The organism is Sphingobium sp. TomTYG75 (assembly GCF_054771635.1).
This window is the reverse complement of sequence record NZ_BSRE01000001.1, coordinates 209805-228103: the sequence shown is the minus strand read 5'-3', so window position 1 is coordinate 228103 and position 18299 is coordinate 209805. Positions and strand designations below refer to the sequence as shown.

General features: G+C 59.8%; 18 protein-coding genes, 2 tRNA genes and 2 pseudogenes. 10 read left to right on the top strand and 12 right to left on the bottom strand.

Translation table 11 applies throughout. The annotated features are described in order from the left end of the window. Positions 1–31 precede the first annotated feature (31 nt). Both ACYU81_RS01020 and ACYU81_RS01015 read left to right on the top strand, forming a co-directional pair. On the top strand, positions 32–2929 hold the full coding sequence (locus ACYU81_RS01020) for a M16 family metallopeptidase (protein WP_460985969.1): 2898 nt from the start codon (positions 32–34) through the stop codon (positions 2927–2929). A 90-nt stretch (positions 2930–3019) separates the two neighbouring features. Further along, positions 3020–3496: pseudogene (locus ACYU81_RS01015) on the top strand (methylated-DNA--[protein]-cysteine S-methyltransferase); the annotation flags it as partial. A gap of 21 nt (positions 3497–3517) precedes the next feature. On the opposite strand, the gene ACYU81_RS01010 reads toward ACYU81_RS01015, so the two are convergent. The 4 genes from ACYU81_RS01010 to dapB form a co-directional block, all read right to left on the bottom strand. Continuing rightward, a tRNA-Arg gene (locus ACYU81_RS01010) sits at positions 3518–3594 on the bottom strand. A gap of 73 nt (positions 3595–3667) precedes the next feature. After that, positions 3668–4054 carry a hypothetical protein gene (locus ACYU81_RS01005; RefSeq protein WP_460985968.1) on the bottom strand — a complete coding sequence of 129 codons (387 nt, stop codon included), beginning with the start codon at positions 4052–4054 and terminating at the stop codon, positions 3668–3670. Between the two features lie 103 nt (positions 4055–4157). Beyond that, positions 4158–4817, bottom strand: coding sequence for an endonuclease III (gene nth, locus ACYU81_RS01000; RefSeq protein WP_460985967.1), 660 nt, complete (start codon positions 4815–4817; stop codon positions 4158–4160). A 7-nt stretch (positions 4818–4824) separates the two neighbouring features. Continuing rightward, complete coding sequence (dapB, locus tag ACYU81_RS00995; RefSeq protein ID WP_460985966.1) at positions 4825–5589, bottom strand: 4-hydroxy-tetrahydrodipicolinate reductase; 765 nt, start codon at positions 5587–5589, stop codon at positions 4825–4827. Positions 5590–5693: 104 nt separating this feature from the next. On the opposite strand from dapB, the gene ACYU81_RS00990 reads away from it, so the two are divergent. Beyond that, a complete protein-coding gene (locus ACYU81_RS00990; protein WP_460985965.1) occupies positions 5694–6392 on the top strand; it encodes an NAD-dependent deacylase in 699 nt (232 codons plus the stop codon). A gap of 23 nt (positions 6393–6415) precedes the next feature. Here the strand turns inward: ACYU81_RS00990 and ACYU81_RS00985 are convergent, their stop codons facing one another. From ACYU81_RS00985 to ACYU81_RS00970, 4 genes and pseudogenes are all read right to left on the bottom strand, one after another. Further along, complete coding sequence (locus ACYU81_RS00985; protein ID WP_460988202.1) at positions 6416–6625, bottom strand: hypothetical protein; 210 nt, start codon at positions 6623–6625, stop codon at positions 6416–6418. Between the two features lie 75 nt (positions 6626–6700). After that, positions 6701–6748 (bottom strand): annotated as a pseudogene (locus tag ACYU81_RS00980) (hypothetical protein); the annotation flags it as partial. Further along, positions 6735–7334 carry a sigma-70 family RNA polymerase sigma factor gene (locus tag ACYU81_RS00975; RefSeq protein WP_460985964.1) on the bottom strand — a complete coding sequence of 200 codons (600 nt, stop codon included), beginning with the start codon at positions 7332–7334 and terminating at the stop codon, positions 6735–6737. The pseudogene ACYU81_RS00980 and the gene ACYU81_RS00975, both read right to left, overlap by 14 nt. Before the next feature lie 139 nt (positions 7335–7473). Then, positions 7474–7665, bottom strand: coding sequence for a hypothetical protein (locus tag ACYU81_RS00970; protein ID WP_460985963.1), 192 nt, complete (start codon positions 7663–7665; stop codon positions 7474–7476). A 117-nt stretch (positions 7666–7782) separates the two neighbouring features. Between ACYU81_RS00970 and ACYU81_RS00965 the strand changes: the two genes are divergently transcribed. The 5 genes from ACYU81_RS00965 (at position 7783) to clpX (ending at position 12812) form a co-directional block, all read left to right on the top strand. Further along, a tRNA-Leu gene (locus tag ACYU81_RS00965) sits at positions 7783–7867 on the top strand. Between the two features lie 67 nt (positions 7868–7934). Next, positions 7935–9536, top strand: a complete 1602-nt coding sequence (tig, locus tag ACYU81_RS00960) for a trigger factor (RefSeq protein WP_460985962.1) — start codon at positions 7935–7937, stop codon at positions 9534–9536. 172 nt (positions 9537–9708) lie between these two features. Beyond that, the gene (locus ACYU81_RS00955) at positions 9709–10686 is read left to right on the top strand and encodes a glycosyltransferase family 2 protein (protein WP_460985961.1); all 978 of its coding nucleotides are present in this window, start codon (positions 9709–9711) and stop codon (positions 10684–10686) included. Positions 10687–10775: 89 nt separating this feature from the next. Continuing rightward, positions 10776–11411: an ATP-dependent Clp endopeptidase proteolytic subunit ClpP gene (gene clpP / locus ACYU81_RS00950; RefSeq protein ID WP_449473060.1), complete on the top strand. Its 636-nt coding sequence runs from the start codon at positions 10776–10778 to the stop codon at positions 11409–11411. A 132-nt stretch (positions 11412–11543) separates the two neighbouring features. Then, positions 11544–12812 (top strand): ATP-dependent Clp protease ATP-binding subunit ClpX, encoded by a 1269-nt coding sequence (clpX, locus tag ACYU81_RS00945; RefSeq protein ID WP_066523548.1) that lies wholly within the window; start codon positions 11544–11546, stop codon positions 12810–12812. 1023 nt (positions 12813–13835) lie between these two features. Here the strand turns inward: clpX and ACYU81_RS00940 are convergent. From ACYU81_RS00940 to ACYU81_RS00925, 4 genes are all read right to left on the bottom strand, one after another. Further along, positions 13836–14354, bottom strand: a complete 519-nt coding sequence (locus ACYU81_RS00940; RefSeq protein WP_460988082.1) for a GNAT family N-acetyltransferase — start codon at positions 14352–14354, stop codon at positions 13836–13838. Next, the gene (gene mtgA / locus ACYU81_RS00935; RefSeq protein ID WP_460985960.1) at positions 14351–15049 is read right to left on the bottom strand and encodes a monofunctional biosynthetic peptidoglycan transglycosylase; all 699 of its coding nucleotides are present in this window, start codon (positions 15047–15049) and stop codon (positions 14351–14353) included. Before mtgA ends, ACYU81_RS00940 begins: the two co-directional genes overlap by 4 nt. Before the next feature lie 139 nt (positions 15050–15188). After that, the gene (gene rpoH / locus ACYU81_RS00930; protein ID WP_196225951.1) at positions 15189–16100 is read right to left on the bottom strand and encodes an RNA polymerase sigma factor RpoH; all 912 of its coding nucleotides are present in this window, start codon (positions 16098–16100) and stop codon (positions 15189–15191) included. A gap of 77 nt (positions 16101–16177) precedes the next feature. After that, positions 16178–17128 carry an RluA family pseudouridine synthase gene (locus tag ACYU81_RS00925; RefSeq protein ID WP_460985959.1) on the bottom strand — a complete coding sequence of 317 codons (951 nt, stop codon included), beginning with the start codon at positions 17126–17128 and terminating at the stop codon, positions 16178–16180. Between the two features lie 17 nt (positions 17129–17145). Here ACYU81_RS00925 and ACYU81_RS00920 point away from each other — a divergent pair, with 17 nt between their 5' ends. Together ACYU81_RS00920 and ACYU81_RS00915 are read left to right on the top strand one after the other, a co-directional pair. After that, the gene (locus ACYU81_RS00920; protein WP_460985958.1) at positions 17146–17547 is read left to right on the top strand and encodes a M67 family metallopeptidase; all 402 of its coding nucleotides are present in this window, start codon (positions 17146–17148) and stop codon (positions 17545–17547) included. Positions 17548–17638: 91 nt separating this feature from the next. Further along, complete coding sequence (locus ACYU81_RS00915; protein ID WP_196225954.1) at positions 17639–18283, top strand: histidine phosphotransferase family protein; 645 nt, start codon at positions 17639–17641, stop codon at positions 18281–18283. Positions 18284–18299: the final 16 nt, after the last annotated feature.

Here is an 18299-nt window from a genome sequence, read left to right as displayed (position 1 = left end):
ATTCAGAATTTTGGCTCTAGGCTACGGCGCCATGAGCTTTTTCCTCCGGCGTCCTGCCGTTTCGCTGTCCGTCATTGCGTTACTGCTTTCGGGCATTCCTGCTTCCCTGTCAGCCAGAACTGGCCCGGCCCCGGCAAAGTCGGCGTCGGCCACCAACAATACGCAGGCGCAGGTCAGGCCGTGGCTCTATGAAAATAGCGACGTGCCTATCGATCCGGCATGGCACTTCGGCACCTTGCCCAATGGCCTTCGCTATGCCGTTCGCCGCAATGGCGTTCCGCCGGGACAGGTTTCCGTCCGCCTGCGCATGGATGTCGGCGCCCTGATGGAGCAGCCCGATGAACAGGGCTATGCGCACTTCATGGAGCATCTGACCTTTCGCGGGTCGCGCCATGTGCCCGATGGCGAATCCAAACGAATATGGCAGCGGCTGGGCGTTACGTTCGGCAGCGACAGCAATGCGCAGACGACGCCCACCGGCACCACCTATGCGCTCGACCTTCCTCAGGCGACACCGGCCAGCCTTGGCGAGAGCATGAAAATTCTCGCGGGCATGATGGTCGACCCCAACATCGTGGACAGTGCCGTTGAAGCGGAGCGGGCGGTAGTTCTGGCCGAACGGCGGGAAGGGGACGGGCCACAGATGCGCATCTCCGACGCAAGCCGCCGCCACTTCTTCGCTGGTCAGCTTCTGGCGGAGCGCAGTCCCATTGGCACGGTCGCCAGCCTCAATGCTGCCACTGCCGCGCGGATGGGGGCGTTTCATCAGCGCTGGTATCGCCCGGAAAATGCAGTGATCTCGATAGCAGGCGACATCGATCCCGCTGTAGCCGAGCAGATCATCAAGGATAATTTCGCATCATGGTCGGTGCCGGGGCAGGGGGCTGCACTCCCGGATTTCGGTGAGCCGGATGCCAAAGCGCCTGCCGCCAGCGTCGCGGTCGAGCCGGGCGCGCCAACGGGCCTGACCATGGCCTGGCTTCGTCCATGGAAGCCGCATGCCGATACCATCGTCTATAATCAGGACAAGCTGACCGACATGCTGGCGCTGCAGATCATCAGCCGCCGCCTCGAACAAGCGGCCCGCGGCGGAGGCAGCTTCATTCAGGCAAGCGTCGATCAGCAGGATGTCAGCCGATCGGCCGATGGGACCTTCGTCACCCTGGTCCCCACCGGCGAGAATTGGGAAAAGGCCTTGGGCGATGTCCGCGCGATCATCGAGGACGCGAAGGCGACCGCCCCGAGCCAGCTCGAAATTGACCGGGAATATGCCCAGATCGACACGGCGCTCGCCATTCAGGTCGAGAACGCCGACACGGAAGCGGGCGCCAAGCAGGCGAGCGATCTGGTGGGCGCCGTCGATATCCGCGAAACCACCGTCAGCCCTCAAGCTGCGCTGGAGATATTCCGATCCGGCAAGCCGGCCATGACGCCGCAGAAGATACTGGACTCCACGCGCCGCCTGTTTTCTGCCGGTGTGTTCCGAGCCCTCCTGATCACGGGCAAGCCGGTGCCGGGGATCGACGCCCGCCTGTCCGCTGCCCTTGCCGCGCCTGTGAAGGCTGCCACCAACGCCCGGTTGGCGGACAAGGCGATCACGATGGCGGACCTTCCCAAGCTCGGTCCTCCCGGGAAAGTGGTGTCGCGCACACAGGTGGGTTTGCCCGGCATGGAGAGCGTAACCTTTGCCAACGGCGTGAAACTCACCCTGTTCGCCAATAATGCTGAAACGGAAAAGGTGCGGATCAACGTCCGCTTCGGCTACGGGCAGCTGGCATTTTCGCCTACGAAGGCAGCACCGGGCTGGGCCGCCAATTATGCTTTGGTGGCTAGTGGCATCGGCAAGCTGGGTCAGCGTGAGCTGGATGACCTGACGAACGGTCGCCGCATGGGAATGGATTTCTCAATCGACGATGATGCCTTCGAAATGCAGGCCGTCACTCGCCCGGTTGATTACCGGGATCAGTTGCAACTCTTCGCGACCAAATTGGCCGCGCCTGGTTGGGACCCCGCGCCGATCGCCCGAGTGAAGACAGGCACCGCCGTTGCTTATGACGCGATGGCACGGGCGCCGGATTCTGTGCTGGCACGCGATCTCAACTGGCTGCTGCATGACAAGGACGTCCGGTTTCGCACCCCTTCGCGGAACGAGATAGAGGCGCTGACCCCGCAGGCGTTTCGTTCCACTTGGGAGCCGCTGTTGGCTTCTGGACCGATTGAAGTGCAGATTTTTGGGCAGGTGAAGCCCGAAGAGGCGATAGAGGCGGTCGCAGCCACCTTTGGCGCGATGCCCGCAAGGCAGGATGTCCCGGTTCCGCCTGTGAACAAGCAGATGCGCTTCCCCGCTCATGTCGCGACGCCGATTATCCTGCGGCACAAGGGCGACAAGGAGCAAGCCGCGGCGGTCATGGCGTGGCCAACCTCCGGGGGTTTCGGACTCATGAAGGAAGCGCGCCAGCTCGAAATCCTCACGCAAATCTTCAATGATCGCTTATTCGACCGGCTCCGATCGACGGAAGGGGCCGCCTATTCGCCGAGTGTGCAGAATAACTGGCCATTTTCATACGAAAGCGGCGGCTACATTCTGGTTACCAGCCAGGTGCGCCCCGACCGCATCAATTATTTCTACGGCGTCGTTAAGGATACAGCGGCTGACCTCGCCAAAAATCCGGTCAGCGAGGATGAGCTTCAGCGCGCCGTCGCGCCGATGCGCCAGCTATTGATGCGGGCGAGCACCGGCAATGCCTTCTGGATGAACCAGATGGAGGGCGCGACCCAGAACCCCCAATATGTGCAGGCCATGCAGACCATGGCGAAGGACATGCTGTCAGTGACTCCCGATCAGCTTCAGGCGCTTGCCGCCAAATATCTGATTCCGGGGAAGAGCTGGTCAGCTGTGGTGCTGGCAGAGGGGGTGGAGGCTCGCTGACGGCATGTCGTTTTTGAAGGCAAGCGGCAGGAAGCAAACATCGCGAAGGCGCATTATTCTTCAGCCTTTCCGAAGTTGGAAGGATAGGTCGTGACATTCGCCTTTGATATATTCCCGTCGCCGGTGGGCGATCTTACCATGGTCGCCAGCGGCGGGGGTTTGGCTGCCCTGTTATGGGAAAATGACGATCCCGTGCGCGTACGGGTGAGACCTGAGGCGAAGACCCCGGATCACCCACTGCTCCAGGAAACGTCGAAGCAATTGCGCGCCTATTTTTCAGGCAAACTCACCCGTTTCGACCTTCCGCTCGATTTTCAGGGAACGGATTTTCAGAAGCAGGTCTGGGCAGCCCTGCTCCGCATTCCGTTCGGGCAAGTGCGCAGCTATGGTCAGGTGGCAGCGGATATCGGCCGTCCCTCAGCCTCCCGCGCGGTCGGTGCCGCTAACGGCCGCAACCCGCTCTCCATCATTGCGCCCTGCCACAGGGTGATCGGATCGGCGGGGGCGCTGACCGGCTTCGCTGGCGGGTTGGAAGCCAAGCAATACCTGCTGGATCATGAGCAGGCTGTGCTGCGGACCGGAAGAGAATGGTGCACCCAAGTGGATTCGAACCACTGGCCTTTGCCTTCGGAGGGCAACGCTCTATCCAGCTGAGCTATGGGTGCGTGTCGCTTGGTGCGAAGCGCCGCTTAGCAAAGGGCAACTGCCGACGCCAGCACCAAAATCGCGACGCGCCGACTATTTGACCTTCTTCATGGGCTGGAACTTGCCAAGCCCGCAACTGGCACCGCGCATCAGATCGGGCGAACTGTACAGAACCGTGATGATATCCACGGAGCAGAGCTGCGACAGGCTCGTCTTGTACATGAAACGCTTTTCGAAACCCAGGCTTGGGCAACTGTTCGGCAGCGTGTTCCGGTACACCTTATTGCCGTTCAGAATGAAATCGATCGTTCGATCATCACGAACGTCGGTCTGGCGGATCGAATTTATCTGGACGCAATCAACGGGCTTGCCAGCTGCGACCAGATTGTCGGGCCGCGTCTTGGCCGATGCCGGGGCAACCAGGGACATGAGCGCCACGGCGACACCCAGGCGAAGCGCCGGGGAAACAGGGACGAACATGATTGTCTCTCCTTATTGTCGTCACGGGTAACACGTCATCGAATGACGCGTTCCGTCTTTGCCCTAGCACAGCTTGACTGAACCGCATGATAATGGCGACCGTTCAGGTGATCGGCGTGGCTCCTTTGGGGGCAGGGGTCTTCGGCTTGTAGCGACAGAGGTCGGCGACGATGCAGCGCCAGCATTCCGGCCGCCGCGCCTTGCACACATAACGGCCATGAAGGATGAGCCAGTGGTGCGCATCGCGCCGAAACGGCCCGGGCACGCGCTTCTCCAGTTTCTGTTCAACCGCAAGCGGCGTCTTGCCGGGCGCAAGGCCAGTGCGATTGCCGACACGAAAAATATGGGTATCGACGGCGAAAGTCTCATGACCGAAGGTCGTGTTCATCACGACGTTCGCCGTTTTTCTGCCCACCCCCGGCAGCGTCGTGAGTATGTCACGATGCTGCGGGACTTCGCCGCCAAAATCGCGCACCAATATTTCGGACAGGGCGATGACATTCTTCGCCTTGGCATTGAAAAGGCCGATCGTCTTGATGTGCTCCTTCAAGTCCTCTTCGCCAAGCTCCACCATCTCGGCGGGCGTTTTCACCTGCATGAAAAGCGCGCGCGTGGCCTTGTTGACGCCGACGTCGGTTGCCTGAGCGGACAGAACGACCGCGACCAGAAGCTGATAGTCGTTGCCATATTCCAGTTCCGTTCGCGGCGCCGGATTGGCTTCCGCGAGACGGCTGAAGAAGTCGAAGATCTGCGCCTTGTTCATCGCAGGATCAAAGGCCGAGCACTGCCTTCATGTCATAGCGCCCGGCAGGCTGGCCGATCAGCCAGGCCGCACCCTTTACGGCGCCGCGTGCGAATATGACGCGGCTCTCCGCGCGATGGCTGAGTTCAATGCGCTCGCCATCGGTGGCGAAGATCACTTGATGATCGCCCGCAACCGACCCGCCCCGCAGTGCCGCGAACCCGATCGCACCCTGAGCCCGCGCCCCGGTAATGCCGTCGCGGCCCCTTTCGCTGTTGCTGGAAAGCTCGATGGCTCGGCCACGTGCCGCCGCCTCACCCAACAGAAGCGCGGTACCCGACGGCGCATCAACCTTGTGCCGATGATGCATCTCGACGATTTCGATATCCCAATCGTCTCCAAGGCGGGCGGCAGCCTGCTCGACCAATGCCGATAACAGGTTTACGCCCAGAGAGGTGTTGCCCGTCTGGAGCACGGGGATCATCCGGGCGGCCTCGTCGATCAGATTGTGATGCACCTGCTCCAGCCCGGTGGTGCCGATCAGGACCGGCTTCCTCGCCGCGACGCACGCATCCAGATGGGAGGAAAGAGCAGCCGGAACCGAAAAGTCGATCAGCACATCACTCCGTTCGGCCAGCGCCAGCGGATCGGATGTGATCGCAAGTCCCGGCAGAAGCTCTCCACTGCCTTCGCGATCGGTACCGCCACTGACGTTCAGCCCTGCTTCGATCGCGACCTGGGCGATCGTGCGTCCCATGCGGCCCGCTGCTCCAAAAAGTCCGATCTTCGTCATGATGGTGCTTGTCCCCGTAAATCCGCCCGTCCGATGCCAGAATGACCCCGACTTGTCATCTGGAAGCTGTAGCTTTTGGATTGAGCAGCAGACATGATGACAAGATGAACGACATCTTCAACATCGTCATTCTGACGGGCGCGGGAATCTCTGCCGAAAGCGGCCTTGCGACATTTCGGGGGCCTGATGGCTTGTGGGAAGGTCATCATGTGGAGGATGTCTGCACGCCAGAGGCGCTTGAGCGCAATGCGGCACTGGTGCATCGCTTCTATGACGAACGGCGCGCGAAGCTGCATGAAGTGGAGCCCAATGCGGCGCATCAGGCTTTGGCAGCCTTGGACGCGCGATGGCGAGGCGAGCTGCTCATCGTCACGCAGAATGTCGATGATCTTCACGAAAGGGCAGGTGCCCGCCGCCTGATACACATGCACGGCGAACTTCGATCGGCCCTCTGTGCCGCTTGTGGCAAGGGGGTGCCCTGGTCTGATCCCTTGCCTCCGGGCGCGCCGTGCGGAGCGTGCCGCAGTGCCAGCCTGCGTCCGGACATCGTGTTCTTCGGTGAAATGCCGTACCAGATGGAGGTGATCGACGCAGCGCTGCGCCGGGCTGACCTATTCGTGTCGATCGGCACCTCCGGCGCGGTCTATCCGGCCGCAGGTTTTGTCCAGACGGCGCGGCATGCAGGCGCCCGGACGTTAGAGTTGAATCTGGAGCCTTCGGCGGGCAGCTTCTATTTCGAGGAAACTCGCATCGGTCTTGCCAGCGATCTCGTGCCTGATCTGGTACAGGAATTACTGGCCTAGATTCCGCAAGTGATGCCTCGGCGTCAGGCGGAGCGAAAGCGGAGCTCTCCGATTCGCGTTTCTTGATGATCGGCGTCATCGACTGTACGGACCGAGAAGATGGCGGCGATGATAAACAGGATTACGGCAACTCCAGCCGCGATCATGATATTGCGCGACAAGCGGCGCTGTGGCTCGCTAGCGATGAGCGCGATAGTCGGCAAATCGTTGTCAGCCGTCGCGCTCTTCAGCACTTCAGCGGATTCCCAAGCGGCCTCTGCCCTTGCGTAAGCAATTGCGTGCTGCGGGTCCGCTTCGATCCACGCGGAAAGTTCGGCCTCATCCTGAGCAGCCGGGTCGGTGTTAAGCCTTACCAACAGACGCGTGGCTTCCGCCTCGATTTCGTTCCTGCTGCTTGACCCTCGCCCCGACGCTTGCACGTTCGAAATCCGTTTCCTGACGTTCCGACCATGCCCGCATAACTATCGCGATGGCTTTGGCCAGATGTTTTTCAACCGTAGAAACGGACAAGGACATTTCTGCCGCTATTTCGATCATCGATCTTTCATGGATACGACGCAGGACAAATACCCTCCGACATTGCGGTGGAAGCGTTTCGACGATCGCTTCGATCTGCCGCAGGGCCTCGCGGGCATGAAGTTGAGCCTCGACACTGTTTTCGGCTTGCAGCAGTTCCAGGTCAGCGATCGTTTCGAAGCTGACCACCTTGTCGCGGCGGGCATTGTCGATGATCAGATTGCGGGCGATCGTGAACAGATAGGCGCGGCCTGTCGTCACATTGTTCCAATTTTCCGTGGCATAGGCGCGGGCCATAACCTCGGCGACCATGTCGTCAAGTTCCAGAAAGGAGGGCAAAATCCTCCGAAGCCGACCCCGAAGTGCGGCCTCCTGTGGTAATATAACTGCCTTGAACCAATCTAATTTGGCGCGAACCCGATGCACGATGACCCCCTTGATGTCAGCCGCGCCTCTCCCGCTTTTCTTCTATCCGTCGTGGTTCAATCATGCTTGCAAGGGCCTGTCCAGCATAGGAGAGGGAGAAAATTTCTCGCTACTGCAAGAATAGACGCTGCTGATACACTCAATCCGGCGGCAATTCCGGGATGGACCGATCCGGCTGGTCAAAATCAGGCTGCGTCGGCACGAATTCGGGCGGTTCGCCCGCAGGAGTTTCATCAGGGGTAGAGGGGGGAGGCGACTCCGGGGGTGACTGCGGCTGAATCGTGTCAGGCGGGGGTACGCCGATCGGTTCCGGATCAGGCTGAGTGGCCATGTTTCTCTCCTTGTTTAAACGTTACGCCTGAGGCCCTGCGTGAGTTCCGGGCAAGTTATCCACAATTGCTTGCCTCCCCGGATGCTTTTCTCTATGCCGCGCCGACCGGCGGCCGATGCGGGCGTGGCGAAACTGGTAGACGCGCCAGATTTAGGTTCTGGTATCGCAAGATGTGGGGGTTCGAGTCCCTTCGCCCGCACCAGTGCGCCCGGCTTGTATCATGTCAGGCGCCACCTGAATTCAGCTGAAGAAAGCGTTTGAGAGAAGAGATGCAGACTGTCGAGACGTTGAACGAGGGCCTGAAGCGCGCCTACACCGTGACCATCACGTCGAAGGACATCGACGCCCGCGTGGAAAAGGAAGTGGCGGCGATCGCACCGCAGGTTCGTATGCCCGGCTTCCGCCCTGGCAAGGTGCCTGCCAACCTCGTCAAGAAAATGCATGGTGAATCGCTTCAGCGCGACGCCCTTAACAATTCGATCCAGGAAGGCATTCAAAAGCTGATCGCGGACAACGAGCTGCGTCCGGCGATGCAGCCTTCCGTGGAGCTGGACGAAGGCTTTGAATTCGGTAAGGACGCCGAGGTGAAGGTCGCGCTGGAAGTGCTTCCTGAAATCGCCGCGCCCAGCATCGAAGGTCTGAAGCTGGAGCGTCTGACCGTCGAAGTCGCTGATTCGCAGGTTGATGAAGCCGCTGGCCGCATCGCGACCCAGCAGGGCGCGCTGGAAGAGCATGCCGCTTCGCACAAGGCGAAGGATGGCGACACGCTGACCATCGACTTCGTCGGCAAAATCGACGGCGAACCCTTCGAAGGTGGTTCGGCCGAAGATGTGAAGCTCAAGATCGGCTCGGGCCAGTTCATCCCCGGCTTCGAAGAGCAGCTGACCGGCGTCAAGAAAGGCGACGAGAAGACCATCACCGTCCCCTTCCCGGAGGATTATGGCGCGGCCCATCTCGCTGGCAAGGAAGCCACCTTCGACATCACGGTCAAGGCGATCCTGAACGCCGACAAGCCCAAGCTGGACGATGATTTCGCCAAGTCGCTGGGTCTGGAAGGTCTCGACAAGCTCAAGGAGCTGCTGAAGGGCCAGATCGAGCAGGAACATAATGGCCTCACCCGGACGCACATGAAGCGCAAGCTGCTCGATCAGCTTGCCGCTGCCCATGATTTCGACGTGCCGCCAAGCATGGTGGAAGCCGAGTTCGAACAAATCTGGGCGCAGCTTCAGCACGAAGCCAGCCATGAGGCGGACCCGGAAGCTGCTCTGAAGGAAATGGAAGCCGAGAAGGAAGACTATCGCGCGATCGCCGTTCGCCGCGTTCGCCTTGGTCTCCTCCTGTCCGAAATCGGTCAGGCAAATGGCGTGGCGGTTTCCGATCAGGAAATGAACCGCCTGATCATGCAGGCGGCTCAGCAGTACGGCCCACAGGATCGTGAGCGGTTCGTTCAATATGTCCGCCAGGACCCGATGGCCGCCGCTCAACTCCGCGCGCCGCTTTATGAAGACAAGGTCGTAGACTTCCTGTTCGGCAAGGCCGAAGTCACCGATCGCGCCGTCAGCCGCGAAGAGTTGGAAGCCGCGATCGAAGCAGAAGATGGCGATCTGAAGCCCCACGTGCACGGCCCGGGTTGCGGCCATGATCATCATGATCATGACGAAAAGCCCAAGGCGAAGAAGGCTGCTCCCAAGAAGAAGTCTGCGGACGTTGACGAAGCCGCGCCTGCGGCCGATGAAGCTCCGGCGAAAAAGGCTCCGGCCAAGAAGGCTGCCGCCAAGAAGGACGAGGCCGTGGCTGAAGAAGCTGCCGCTGACGAAAAGCCCAAGGCCAAGAAGGCTCCGGCCAAGAAGGCTGCTGCCAAGGCTGAATAAGGATTGGGGTTGCCCGGCTGAGCGCTGATGTGCGCCGGGCCACTACCAAAACATGAAAAGCGTCCGTCTCCAGATGGAAGACGGGCGCTTTTCATTTAGCACTCGGCATGGCAGACGAAATGTTAATCCCGGCACGTCATGCCGCGATAAGTTCGGGTGAGGTTTGGGGCAGATGAAGGAATTTCCGGCAGTGGCAAGCGGGCAGGGGGCGGCAGGTCCGCGCATTGCCGTAATCCTGCCCTGCTATAATGAAGCGGGCGCGATCGTGAAGACGGTGCAGGATTTTCGCCGGTCACTGCCCACCGCCGACATCTACGTCTTTGATAATAACAGCAGCGACGGCAGCGCTGAACTCGCCGCTGGCGCTGGCGCGATCGTTCGCCGCGTGACACAGCAGGGCAAGGGCCATGTCGTGCGCCGCATGTTCGCCGATGTGGATGCTGACATTTACGTCATGGCCGACGGTGATGCGACCTATGATGCCGCCGCCGCGCCCAGTCTCGTGGCCGCCATGTTGGAAGATAATCTCGACATGGTCGTTGGCGCACGCAAGAGCGAGGTGGAAGAAGCCTATCGCCGTGGCCATCGCTTCGGAAATTGGGCGCTCACCAGCCTGCTCAAGCAACTTTTCGGCCGTAGCTTCACCGATATATTGTCGGGCTATCGCGGCTTTTCACGCCGTTTCGTCAAGAGCTTCCCGGTCCTGTCCGCAGGCTTCGAGATCGAAACGGAAATCAGCGTTCATGCGCTGGAACTGGCGATGCCGGTTTCCGAAATCATGACTGCCTATGGCGCCCGGTTGGAAGGTTCGGTCAGCAAGCTGTCGACCTATCGCGACGGGTGGCGCATCCTGCGAACGATCTTCACGCTCTACCGGATCGAGAAGCCGATCCTTTTCTTCGGCATCATCGCCGCGTTGCTGGCGGCCGCCGCCGTCATTCTGGCGACGCCGTTGATCCTTACCTATCTCGATACCGGGCTTGTGCCACGCTTTCCGACCGCGATCCTCGTCACGGGGCTCATGATACTCGCCACGCTATCGGGCATGTGTGGGCTGATCCTCGACACCGTAGTGCGCGGACGCCGGGAAGTGCGGCGCCTTGCTTATCTGGCATTCCGTGCGCCTTCCGATTTCGAACCGCGCCGCTGAACTCGCGACCGGCGATCACAGGACCCCTTGAACCTGCCCGCTTTTGTGCCGATGTAGAGAGCGGGCAAAAATCACCCTGAAAGAGCAAAATGACCAATATCATGTCTGATCCCATGGCCGCGCTTGTTCCTATCGTCATCGAACAATCCAATCGCGGCGAACGCAGTTTTGACATTTTCTCCCGCCTGCTGCGTGAACGGATCATCTTCGTGACCGGTCAGGTTGAGGATCATATGGCCTCGCTCATCGTCGCTCAGCTCCTGTTCCTCGAGTCGGAAAATCCGAAGAAGGACATCTGGATGTACATCAATTCCCCCGGCGGCGTGGTGACGGCGGGCATGGCCATCCATGACACGATGAAATATATCCGCCCCCAGGTCGGCACCGTCTGCATCGGTCAGGCAGCATCCATGGGCAGCTTCTTGCTGGCAGCAGGTGAGCCGGGCAAGCGCATCGCGCTGTCAAACGCACGGATCATGGTGCATCAGCCGTCCGGCGGCGCCCAGGGCATGGCTTCGGACATCGAAATCCAGGCGAAGGAAATCCTCCGGATTCGCCGCCGTCTCAATGACCTGTATGTGCAATACACCGGCAAGTCGCTGGACGAGGTTGAGCGCGCGATGGACCGCGATACCTTCCTTGAGGCCGATGAGGCGAAGGCGTTCGGGCTGGTGGACGAGGTATTTGATCGCCGTCCAGCCGCACCCGAAACGACTGACAGCTAACATGGATCTTAATCGCGCGCGCCGTTTTCTCCCCTTGTGAAATCGGCGTGACGCGGTCTAGGATGATCCTAGGACCAGAATATCCCTCGCCGTCGCGGCTTTTCGCTTGGGGCAGGGAGGAAAGATTGGCGAATGACTAAGCTTACAGGCTCCGATTCCAAAAGCACGCTTTACTGCTCCTTCTGCGGCAAGTCGCAGCATGAGGTGCGTAAGCTGATCGCGGGGCCGACCGTCTTCATCTGCGACGAGTGCGTGGAACTGTGCAACGACATCATCCGCGAGGAGACCAAGGGCGGTCTCGTCGGCAAGAAGGATGGCGGCGTGCCGACCCCGCAGGAAATCTGCGATGTGCTGGACGATTATGTGATCGGCCAGAACCGGGCGAAGCGTGTCCTGTCGGTCGCCGTCCACAACCATTACAAGCGCTTGAACCACGGCACGAAGCCGGGTGAGGTCGAACTCGCCAAATCGAACATTCTGCTCGTCGGCCCCACCGGCTGCGGCAAGACGCTGCTAGCACAAACGCTGGCCAAGACGTTCGACGTGCCCTTCACCATGGCCGACGCCACGACCCTGACCGAGGCGGGCTATGTTGGTGAGGATGTGGAAAACATCATCCTCAAGCTGTTGCAGGCGTCGGACTATAATGTCGAAAAAGCCCAGCGCGGCATCGTCTATATCGACGAAATCGACAAGATTAGCCGCAAGGCTGAAAACCCCTCGATCACCCGCGACGTATCGGGCGAGGGCGTGCAGCAGGCGCTGCTGAAGCTGATGGAAGGCACTACGGCTTCGGTTCCCCCGCAGGGCGGACGCAAGCATCCGCAGCAGGAATTCCTTCAGGTCGATACGACCAACATCCTGTTCATTTGCGGCGGCGCCTTTGCTGGGCTGGAGCGGATCATTGGCGACCGTCTGGAAGCCAAGTCGATCGGCTTCGGCGCCCATGTAGCGGCGCCCGAAGAGCGCAAGACCGGCGAACTGCTGCGTCAGTCTGAGCCGGAAGATCTGCTGAAATTCGGCCTAATTCCCGAGTTCGTCGGCCGTCTGCCGGTGATCGCGACGCTGGAGGATCTGGACGTGACCGCATTGGTCAAAATCCTGGTCGAACCGAAGAATGCGTTGGTGAAGCAATATGGCAAGCTGTTCGACATGGAAAATGTCGAACTGAGCTTCACCGACGATGCCCTTACGGCGATCGCCAAGAAGGCGATCGAACGGAAGACTGGCGCGCGCGGTTTGCGATCGATCCTGGAATCGATCCTGCTGGACACGATGTTCGATCTCCCATCGATGGAAGGCGTGGGCGAGGTCGTCGTCGACAAGGATGTCGTGGCTGGAACCAAGGAACCGATTCGCGTCTTCAGCGAAAAGGACAAACGCGCCGAAGACGCCGCCTGATCGCGGCGTTTTCTTAGGCGTTCAAAAGCCCCCCTGGATTGTTCCAGCGGGGCTTTTTTGGTGATTGGGAAGCAGGGCGGGCGTTGGCCGTTCCAAGGCATTCGCTGCATGGGGTGTCGGGCTGATTACCATTACAAGGCATCCCCCCCCCGTAGACGAGAGGGGTGGGCACGAGCGTGACGAGCTTGAACGCTTACTAGTGCGTTACAGGAGACAACGCGTTAAAACCTGCGGGAATCCGTGGATTTCGGTTTGTAGGGTGCACGCTGGTCGCTTTTACCTCGTAATCCCACATTTTTGAAAGAACGCTGAGACGGTTCCAGCGTTTGTCACTGCTTTGTGTTTGCCAACACCACTCTCAAAGACAGCATATGTCAGCCCTTGAGGCGCTCCACGGCGAAGCCAGTCCATTAGGGTGGCTTGATCGTTTGTCGTTAACGGCTGGCTGACCACAGTGTCGATGGATGCCAACCCCACGATTGCTGACTTCGTCTTAAAAGAATGAACACTGATACCGCCATGAACCCGTTGCCAATCGAGGATAATCTCTGTGTGAGAGGTGAACGCTGTCGCAGGCCGCATGTCTTCACGAATGAAGCTCGGCATGGGAAGCCTGCTCCTCAACATGAGGTGAGGCCCGTCAGGTCCGCACAACACAGATACCGCGCTCCGCTTTAACGGATACCACCGCGAGGCTATCTCCATGTTTGCCCTCACAGGGAACGGCACTGCCTTGATGCTGGTCCAATCAGCAAACATCCAGCCAGGCCAGAAGCCTGTGTAAAGGCAAATCGAACCTGTGATTGCTAGGATAGCGACGACAGCACCCTGCCATGGGCGAATGCGGGACTTGGTCATTCTAATGGCCTGCAAGTTTAAGCTGTCGATTTTGCTAACGCCATTAGAGCGATTGCCCTCTCAGAGGCGTTAACCATGATCTGCTTACTCAACTGTTGCACGACGCACCTCGAGCCCTCGCACTTGCGGGAGGAGATCAGAATGCCCGCGATCAACTCCGATAAGCTATTGCTGCCATCCGAAATGACGAACCGGCGTGCCCGTTACTGGGTGTGCCGCATCCTCAATGGCAAATAGGCCATGCTGCTCGTAGAAGCGATGCGCCGCAAGGTTGGTGGCGGGAGTGCGTAGCATGAACCCCATAGGAAGTTGACGCTTCGCTTCGTCAAGCAATGCTGCTCCTATACCTTGGCGCTGCGCCTCGGGCGTAACAAAAAGCTGATCCAGAACGTTATCTTTTGGAATGGTCGCAAGAAGGCCAACAATTTTCCTATCCACGACGGCAACCTTCAAGCTCCATCCATTTGCGAGGCTGCTGATTATCCGCTCGACTAGAGTATTTGGATGATCGAGGATAGGTGCGCCCCCGTCCATTTGACTGGCGCTTTCATACCAGATGGCGGCTATAGTTTCGTAATCTTCCGGCTGAGCAGTTCTTATATCCATGGCCCATGCTAGCGGGATGACTACTTTCTCGCCAGTTTTCCATGAAACCGGCCACCCAAGCACGACGCCCTCATTCACCGCACGCAACTATCCAAACCATCCCGCTGCACCACCCCGATCCGGCTTGTGATGCTGTTGCCATATCGCCGGGTAAAGCCTTGCGGCGCAATCGCGCCCCTTTTCTTGGGCAATGGCAGCACGGCAGCAAGACGGGCCGCTTCCCCGCGCGTCAGCTTGCCCGCCCCATGGTGGAAATAGCGGATGGCACCGGCCTGCACGCCATAAGTCCCAATCCCCGTCTCCGCGACGTTCAGATACACCTCCATGATCCGCCGCTTGCCCCAAATCGCCTCGATCAAGACAGTAAACCAGGCTTCAAACCCCTTTCGGATGAAGCCGCCACCCTGAAACAGGAACACGTTCTTCGCGGTCTGTTGGCTGATAGTCGATCCGCCGCGAATCCGTCCGCCACTGACATTGTGACGGAGGGCTTGCGCGATCGCGACCGCGTCGAAACCATGATGACTGCAAAAGCGGCTGTCTTCGCCCGCAATGGCCGCGCGTGCCATGTTCGGATCAATATCGTCCAGGCTTACCCAATCCTTGGTGATGCCATTCGGATCGGCCAGCATCGTCAACGTCACAGGGGGCGGTACGAAGCGATAGAGCAGTACCAACAGCAATGAGAGCGCGACAAAGCCGCCCAATATCCGGATGGCGAAGCCGGCCCAACGGAAGCGGCGGCGAGACGAAGCGGCGATGGAGGCACTCATTTGCTCGTTCGTAGCGCGATCCGTCGAGCATTCAAGTTGGCACGCACCGCCGAGCCAATCCGCCATAATTCGGTCGCTGCTAACGCCACAAAAAAAGCCCCGGATCACTCCGGGGCTTCCTACCTCATGGTAATCAGCGTCAGGCCAGTGCCAGCCGCATCTTGCCCAGCCTGTCGCCGGCAATCCGCATCATGGCCTTTTGCAGCTTCTCAAACGCGCGCACCTCGATCTGGCGAACACGCTCGCGCGACACGCCATAAACCTGGCTCAGTTCTTCCAGCGTCTTGGGCTCTTCGGCCAGACGCCGCTCGGCAAGGATATGCTTTTCACGATCATTCAGATCGTCCATCGCCTCGACCAGCATATCGTGACGCAGCGTCTTTTCCTGCTCATCCGCGACCAGCTCGTCCTGCAACGGGTCGGTGTCAGCGAGCCAATCCTGCCATTGCCCCTCGCCATCCTCGCGCATCGGCACGTTGAGCGACGTGTCGCCGCCCATCGCCATGCGACGGTTCATGGAGACCACGTCTTCCTCGGTCACGCCCAGGTCGGTAGCGATCTTCTTGACGTCGTCGGGATGCAGGTCGCCATCCTCGAACGCTTCGATGTTGTTCTTCATCCGGCGAAGGTTGAAGAACAGCTTCTTTTGCGCCGCGGTGGTGCCCATCTTCACCAGCGACCAGCTGCGAAGAATGAATTCCTGGATCGACGCGCGAATCCACCACATGGCGTAAGTAGCCAGGCGGAAACCGCGTTCCGGCTCAAACTTCTTCACGCCCTGCATCAGGCCGATATTGCCTTCGCTGATCAGCTCGCTGACCGGCAGGCCATAGCCGCGATAACCCATGGCGATCTTCGCCACTAGGCGCAGGTGGGACGTCACCAGTTGCGCCGCTGCCTCCGGATCCTGATGTTCCGCGTAACGCTTGGCGAGCATATATTCCTGCTCGGGCGTCAGAAGCGGAAACTTGCGGATTTCCGACAGATAGCGGTTGAGGCTGGCTTCACCGCCCAGCGCTGGAACCGCGGGGACATTGCTTTTTGCAGCCATGTCGCTTCACCTTTCCCTTTCGTGCGCGGCGGGACCCAGAAGAGGCGTCCGATGCGCCGTCGCAAACTTGTCAAAAACTATACGTGGAGCTCGCTTAACAGTTCCTGCATGTCGGCAGGCAGTGCGCTGTCAAAGCTGAGTTTTTGCCCCGTCACCGGATGTATGAACCCCAGCTGTTTCGCGTGCAATGCCTGCCTTCTGAAACGCATCGTTTCCAGTATCGTTTTGAAACCTTTTCTCTCTCTACTGTAAACCGGATCGCCGATCAAGGGGTGACCCAGATGTGCCATATGAACGCGCACCTGATGGGTCCGTCCGGTTTCTAGCTTGCATTCCACCAATGCGGCGCCGGGCAGGCGTTCTATCGTACGATAATGGGTGACGGCATGCTTGCCACGTCCTTCGCGATGAACCGCCATTTTCTTGCGATCCGAATCCGATCTTCCGATCCATGTGTCGATCGTTCCGGCCGCAGGTTGGGGATGCCCGTAGACGATCGCCGCATATAGTCGGTCGATACTGTGCGCCTTGAACTGCTGTGCCAGCCCCTCATGCGCCCGGTCGGACTTCGCCACGACCAGAAGGCCGGACGTGTCCTTGTCGATCCGATGGACGATGCCGGGCCGAGCCACACCGCCAATGCCGGATAATTGCCCGCGACAATGATGCAGCAGTGCGTTGACCAGCGTCCCGTCCAGATTGCCAGCCGCCGGGTGGACCACCAGACCCGCTGGCTTGTCGACGACGATCAGGTGGGCATCCTCATGCACGATGGTCAGCGGAATATCCTGGGCGATCGCTTCGGCATCGGCGGGCGTTGGAATGCTGATCTTAAAAGTCTGACCATCGGCTACCTTCGCCGACGGGCTCAGCGTTCTTCCCGCGAGTGTCACTTGACCATCGACGATCAGGCTCTTCAATCGTTCGCGTGAAAGTTCCGGAACCAGTTCGGCAAGCGCCTTGTCCAGGCGAAGGCCATGCTGCGCTTCGCCTATCGTCGTCTCGATGATAGAATCCCCCGAACCCATTGGTTAAGCATGTAAGAATGATGGTCCGCATTTCAAGATTGCTGCTGGAACAGATCATGTCTCACGCGGCCAGCAGCGCTGACGAAGTCTGCGGGTTGCTGCTGGGGCATTCCGGCTGCATCACGCGAGCGCGCCCGGCAGCAAATGTCGCGCCTGATCCGGCACGGCATTTCGAACTTGATCCAGCGGCGCTCCTTGCCGCTCACAAGGCCGCGAGGGCGGGTGGACCAGCCGTGATGGGCCATTATCACTCGCACCCTGGAGGTTGCCCTGAACCGTCGGCCACGGACGCGGCCTATGCGGCCCCCGACGGCAGCCTGTGGCTTATCGTCGGCCGGGGAGAAGTGCGGCTTTGGATCGCAAGCATGGGGAGTTCGGAAAAGGTGACATTTTCCGAGGCGTTGCTCGATATCATGTGAGGCAAAGGCGGCAGGCCGGGGTTGCATCATCTGGCCCGGCAGCGCATTAGCCTGTCATTCCTTTCAGTTATTTCCGGCGGCAGAACCCCTCATGACCAACCCGACCGACAGCATCGAATTTGCCAGCTTGCTTTGTTCGCGCCTGTGCCATGATCTGCTGAGCCCGGTCGGCGCCCTAAACAACGGTCTGGAGTTGATGGCGGATGAAACCGACCCGGAAATGCGCCAGCGTTGCCTCGATCTTCTGGCCGACAGCGCGAAAACTTCGGCCAATAAGCTGAAATTCTTCCGGCTTGCCTTCGGGTCGGCGGGTGGCTTCGGTGACGCGGTGCCCACGCACGAAGCCCGCGTGGCGATTGAGGGCATGTTCGCGGCGGGCCGGGTCAAGGTCGGCTGGCTTGTCGATGACGACATGCTCGACAAGCTGCCGGTAAAGGTGTTGCTGAACCTTGCCCTCATCGCGGGCGACGCACTGGTGCGCGGTGGCCAACTGGACATCGGCGCTGAAAAGCGGCCTGGCGTTACGGAAATCGTGGTTCGTGCCGAAGGTCCCAAGCTGGTGCTCGATCCCGATCTTCGCGCCGCTCTGGCAGGAACGCTCCCGGAAGACAGCCTCGCGTCACGCACAGCAGCTGCGTGGATGATCCGCAGCCTGGTGACGAGCGCGGGAGGGGAGGTCGCGCTATCCCCTGCCGGAGAGCCCGTGCTGCTCTTCGGGGCCTCTATCCCTGGATGAAGCTGTCCTGATCCGG

Bases quoted from the DNA above. Each gene is read 5' to 3' on its own strand.
- ACYU81_RS00990 (WP_460985965.1), top strand. From the start codon at position 5,694: ATGAACGACATCTTCAACATCGTCATTCTGACGGGCGCGGGAATCTCT.
- clpP (WP_449473060.1), top strand. From the start codon at position 10,776: ATGACCAATATCATGTCTGATCCCATGGCCGCGCTTGTTCCTATCGTC.
- ACYU81_RS00915 (WP_196225954.1), top strand. From the start codon at position 17,639: ATGACCAACCCGACCGACAGCATCGAATTTGCCAGCTTGCTTTGTTCG.
- ACYU81_RS00970 (WP_460985963.1), bottom strand. From the start codon at position 7,665: ATGGCCACTCAGCCTGATCCGGAACCGATCGGCGTACCCCCGCCTGAC.
- ACYU81_RS01005 (WP_460985968.1), bottom strand. From the start codon at position 4,054: ATGTTCGTCCCTGTTTCCCCGGCGCTTCGCCTGGGTGTCGCCGTGGCG.
- rpoH (WP_196225951.1), bottom strand. From the start codon at position 16,100: ATGGCTGCAAAAAGCAATGTCCCCGCGGTTCCAGCGCTGGGCGGTGAA.
- clpX (WP_066523548.1), top strand. From the start codon at position 11,544: ATGACTAAGCTTACAGGCTCCGATTCCAAAAGCACGCTTTACTGCTCC.
- ACYU81_RS01020 (WP_460985969.1), top strand. From the start codon at position 32: ATGAGCTTTTTCCTCCGGCGTCCTGCCGTTTCGCTGTCCGTCATTGCG.
- ACYU81_RS00955 (WP_460985961.1), top strand. From the start codon at position 9,709: ATGAAGGAATTTCCGGCAGTGGCAAGCGGGCAGGGGGCGGCAGGTCCG.
- tig (WP_460985962.1), top strand. From the start codon at position 7,935: ATGCAGACTGTCGAGACGTTGAACGAGGGCCTGAAGCGCGCCTACACC.
- ACYU81_RS00920 (WP_460985958.1), top strand. From the start codon at position 17,146: ATGATGGTCCGCATTTCAAGATTGCTGCTGGAACAGATCATGTCTCAC.
- ACYU81_RS00925 (WP_460985959.1), bottom strand. From the start codon at position 17,128: ATGGGTTCGGGGGATTCTATCATCGAGACGACGATAGGCGAAGCGCAG.
- nth (WP_460985967.1), bottom strand. From the start codon at position 4,817: ATGAACAAGGCGCAGATCTTCGACTTCTTCAGCCGTCTCGCGGAAGCC.
- mtgA (WP_460985960.1), bottom strand. From the start codon at position 15,049: ATGAGTGCCTCCATCGCCGCTTCGTCTCGCCGCCGCTTCCGTTGGGCC.
- dapB (WP_460985966.1), bottom strand. From the start codon at position 5,589: ATGACGAAGATCGGACTTTTTGGAGCAGCGGGCCGCATGGGACGCACG.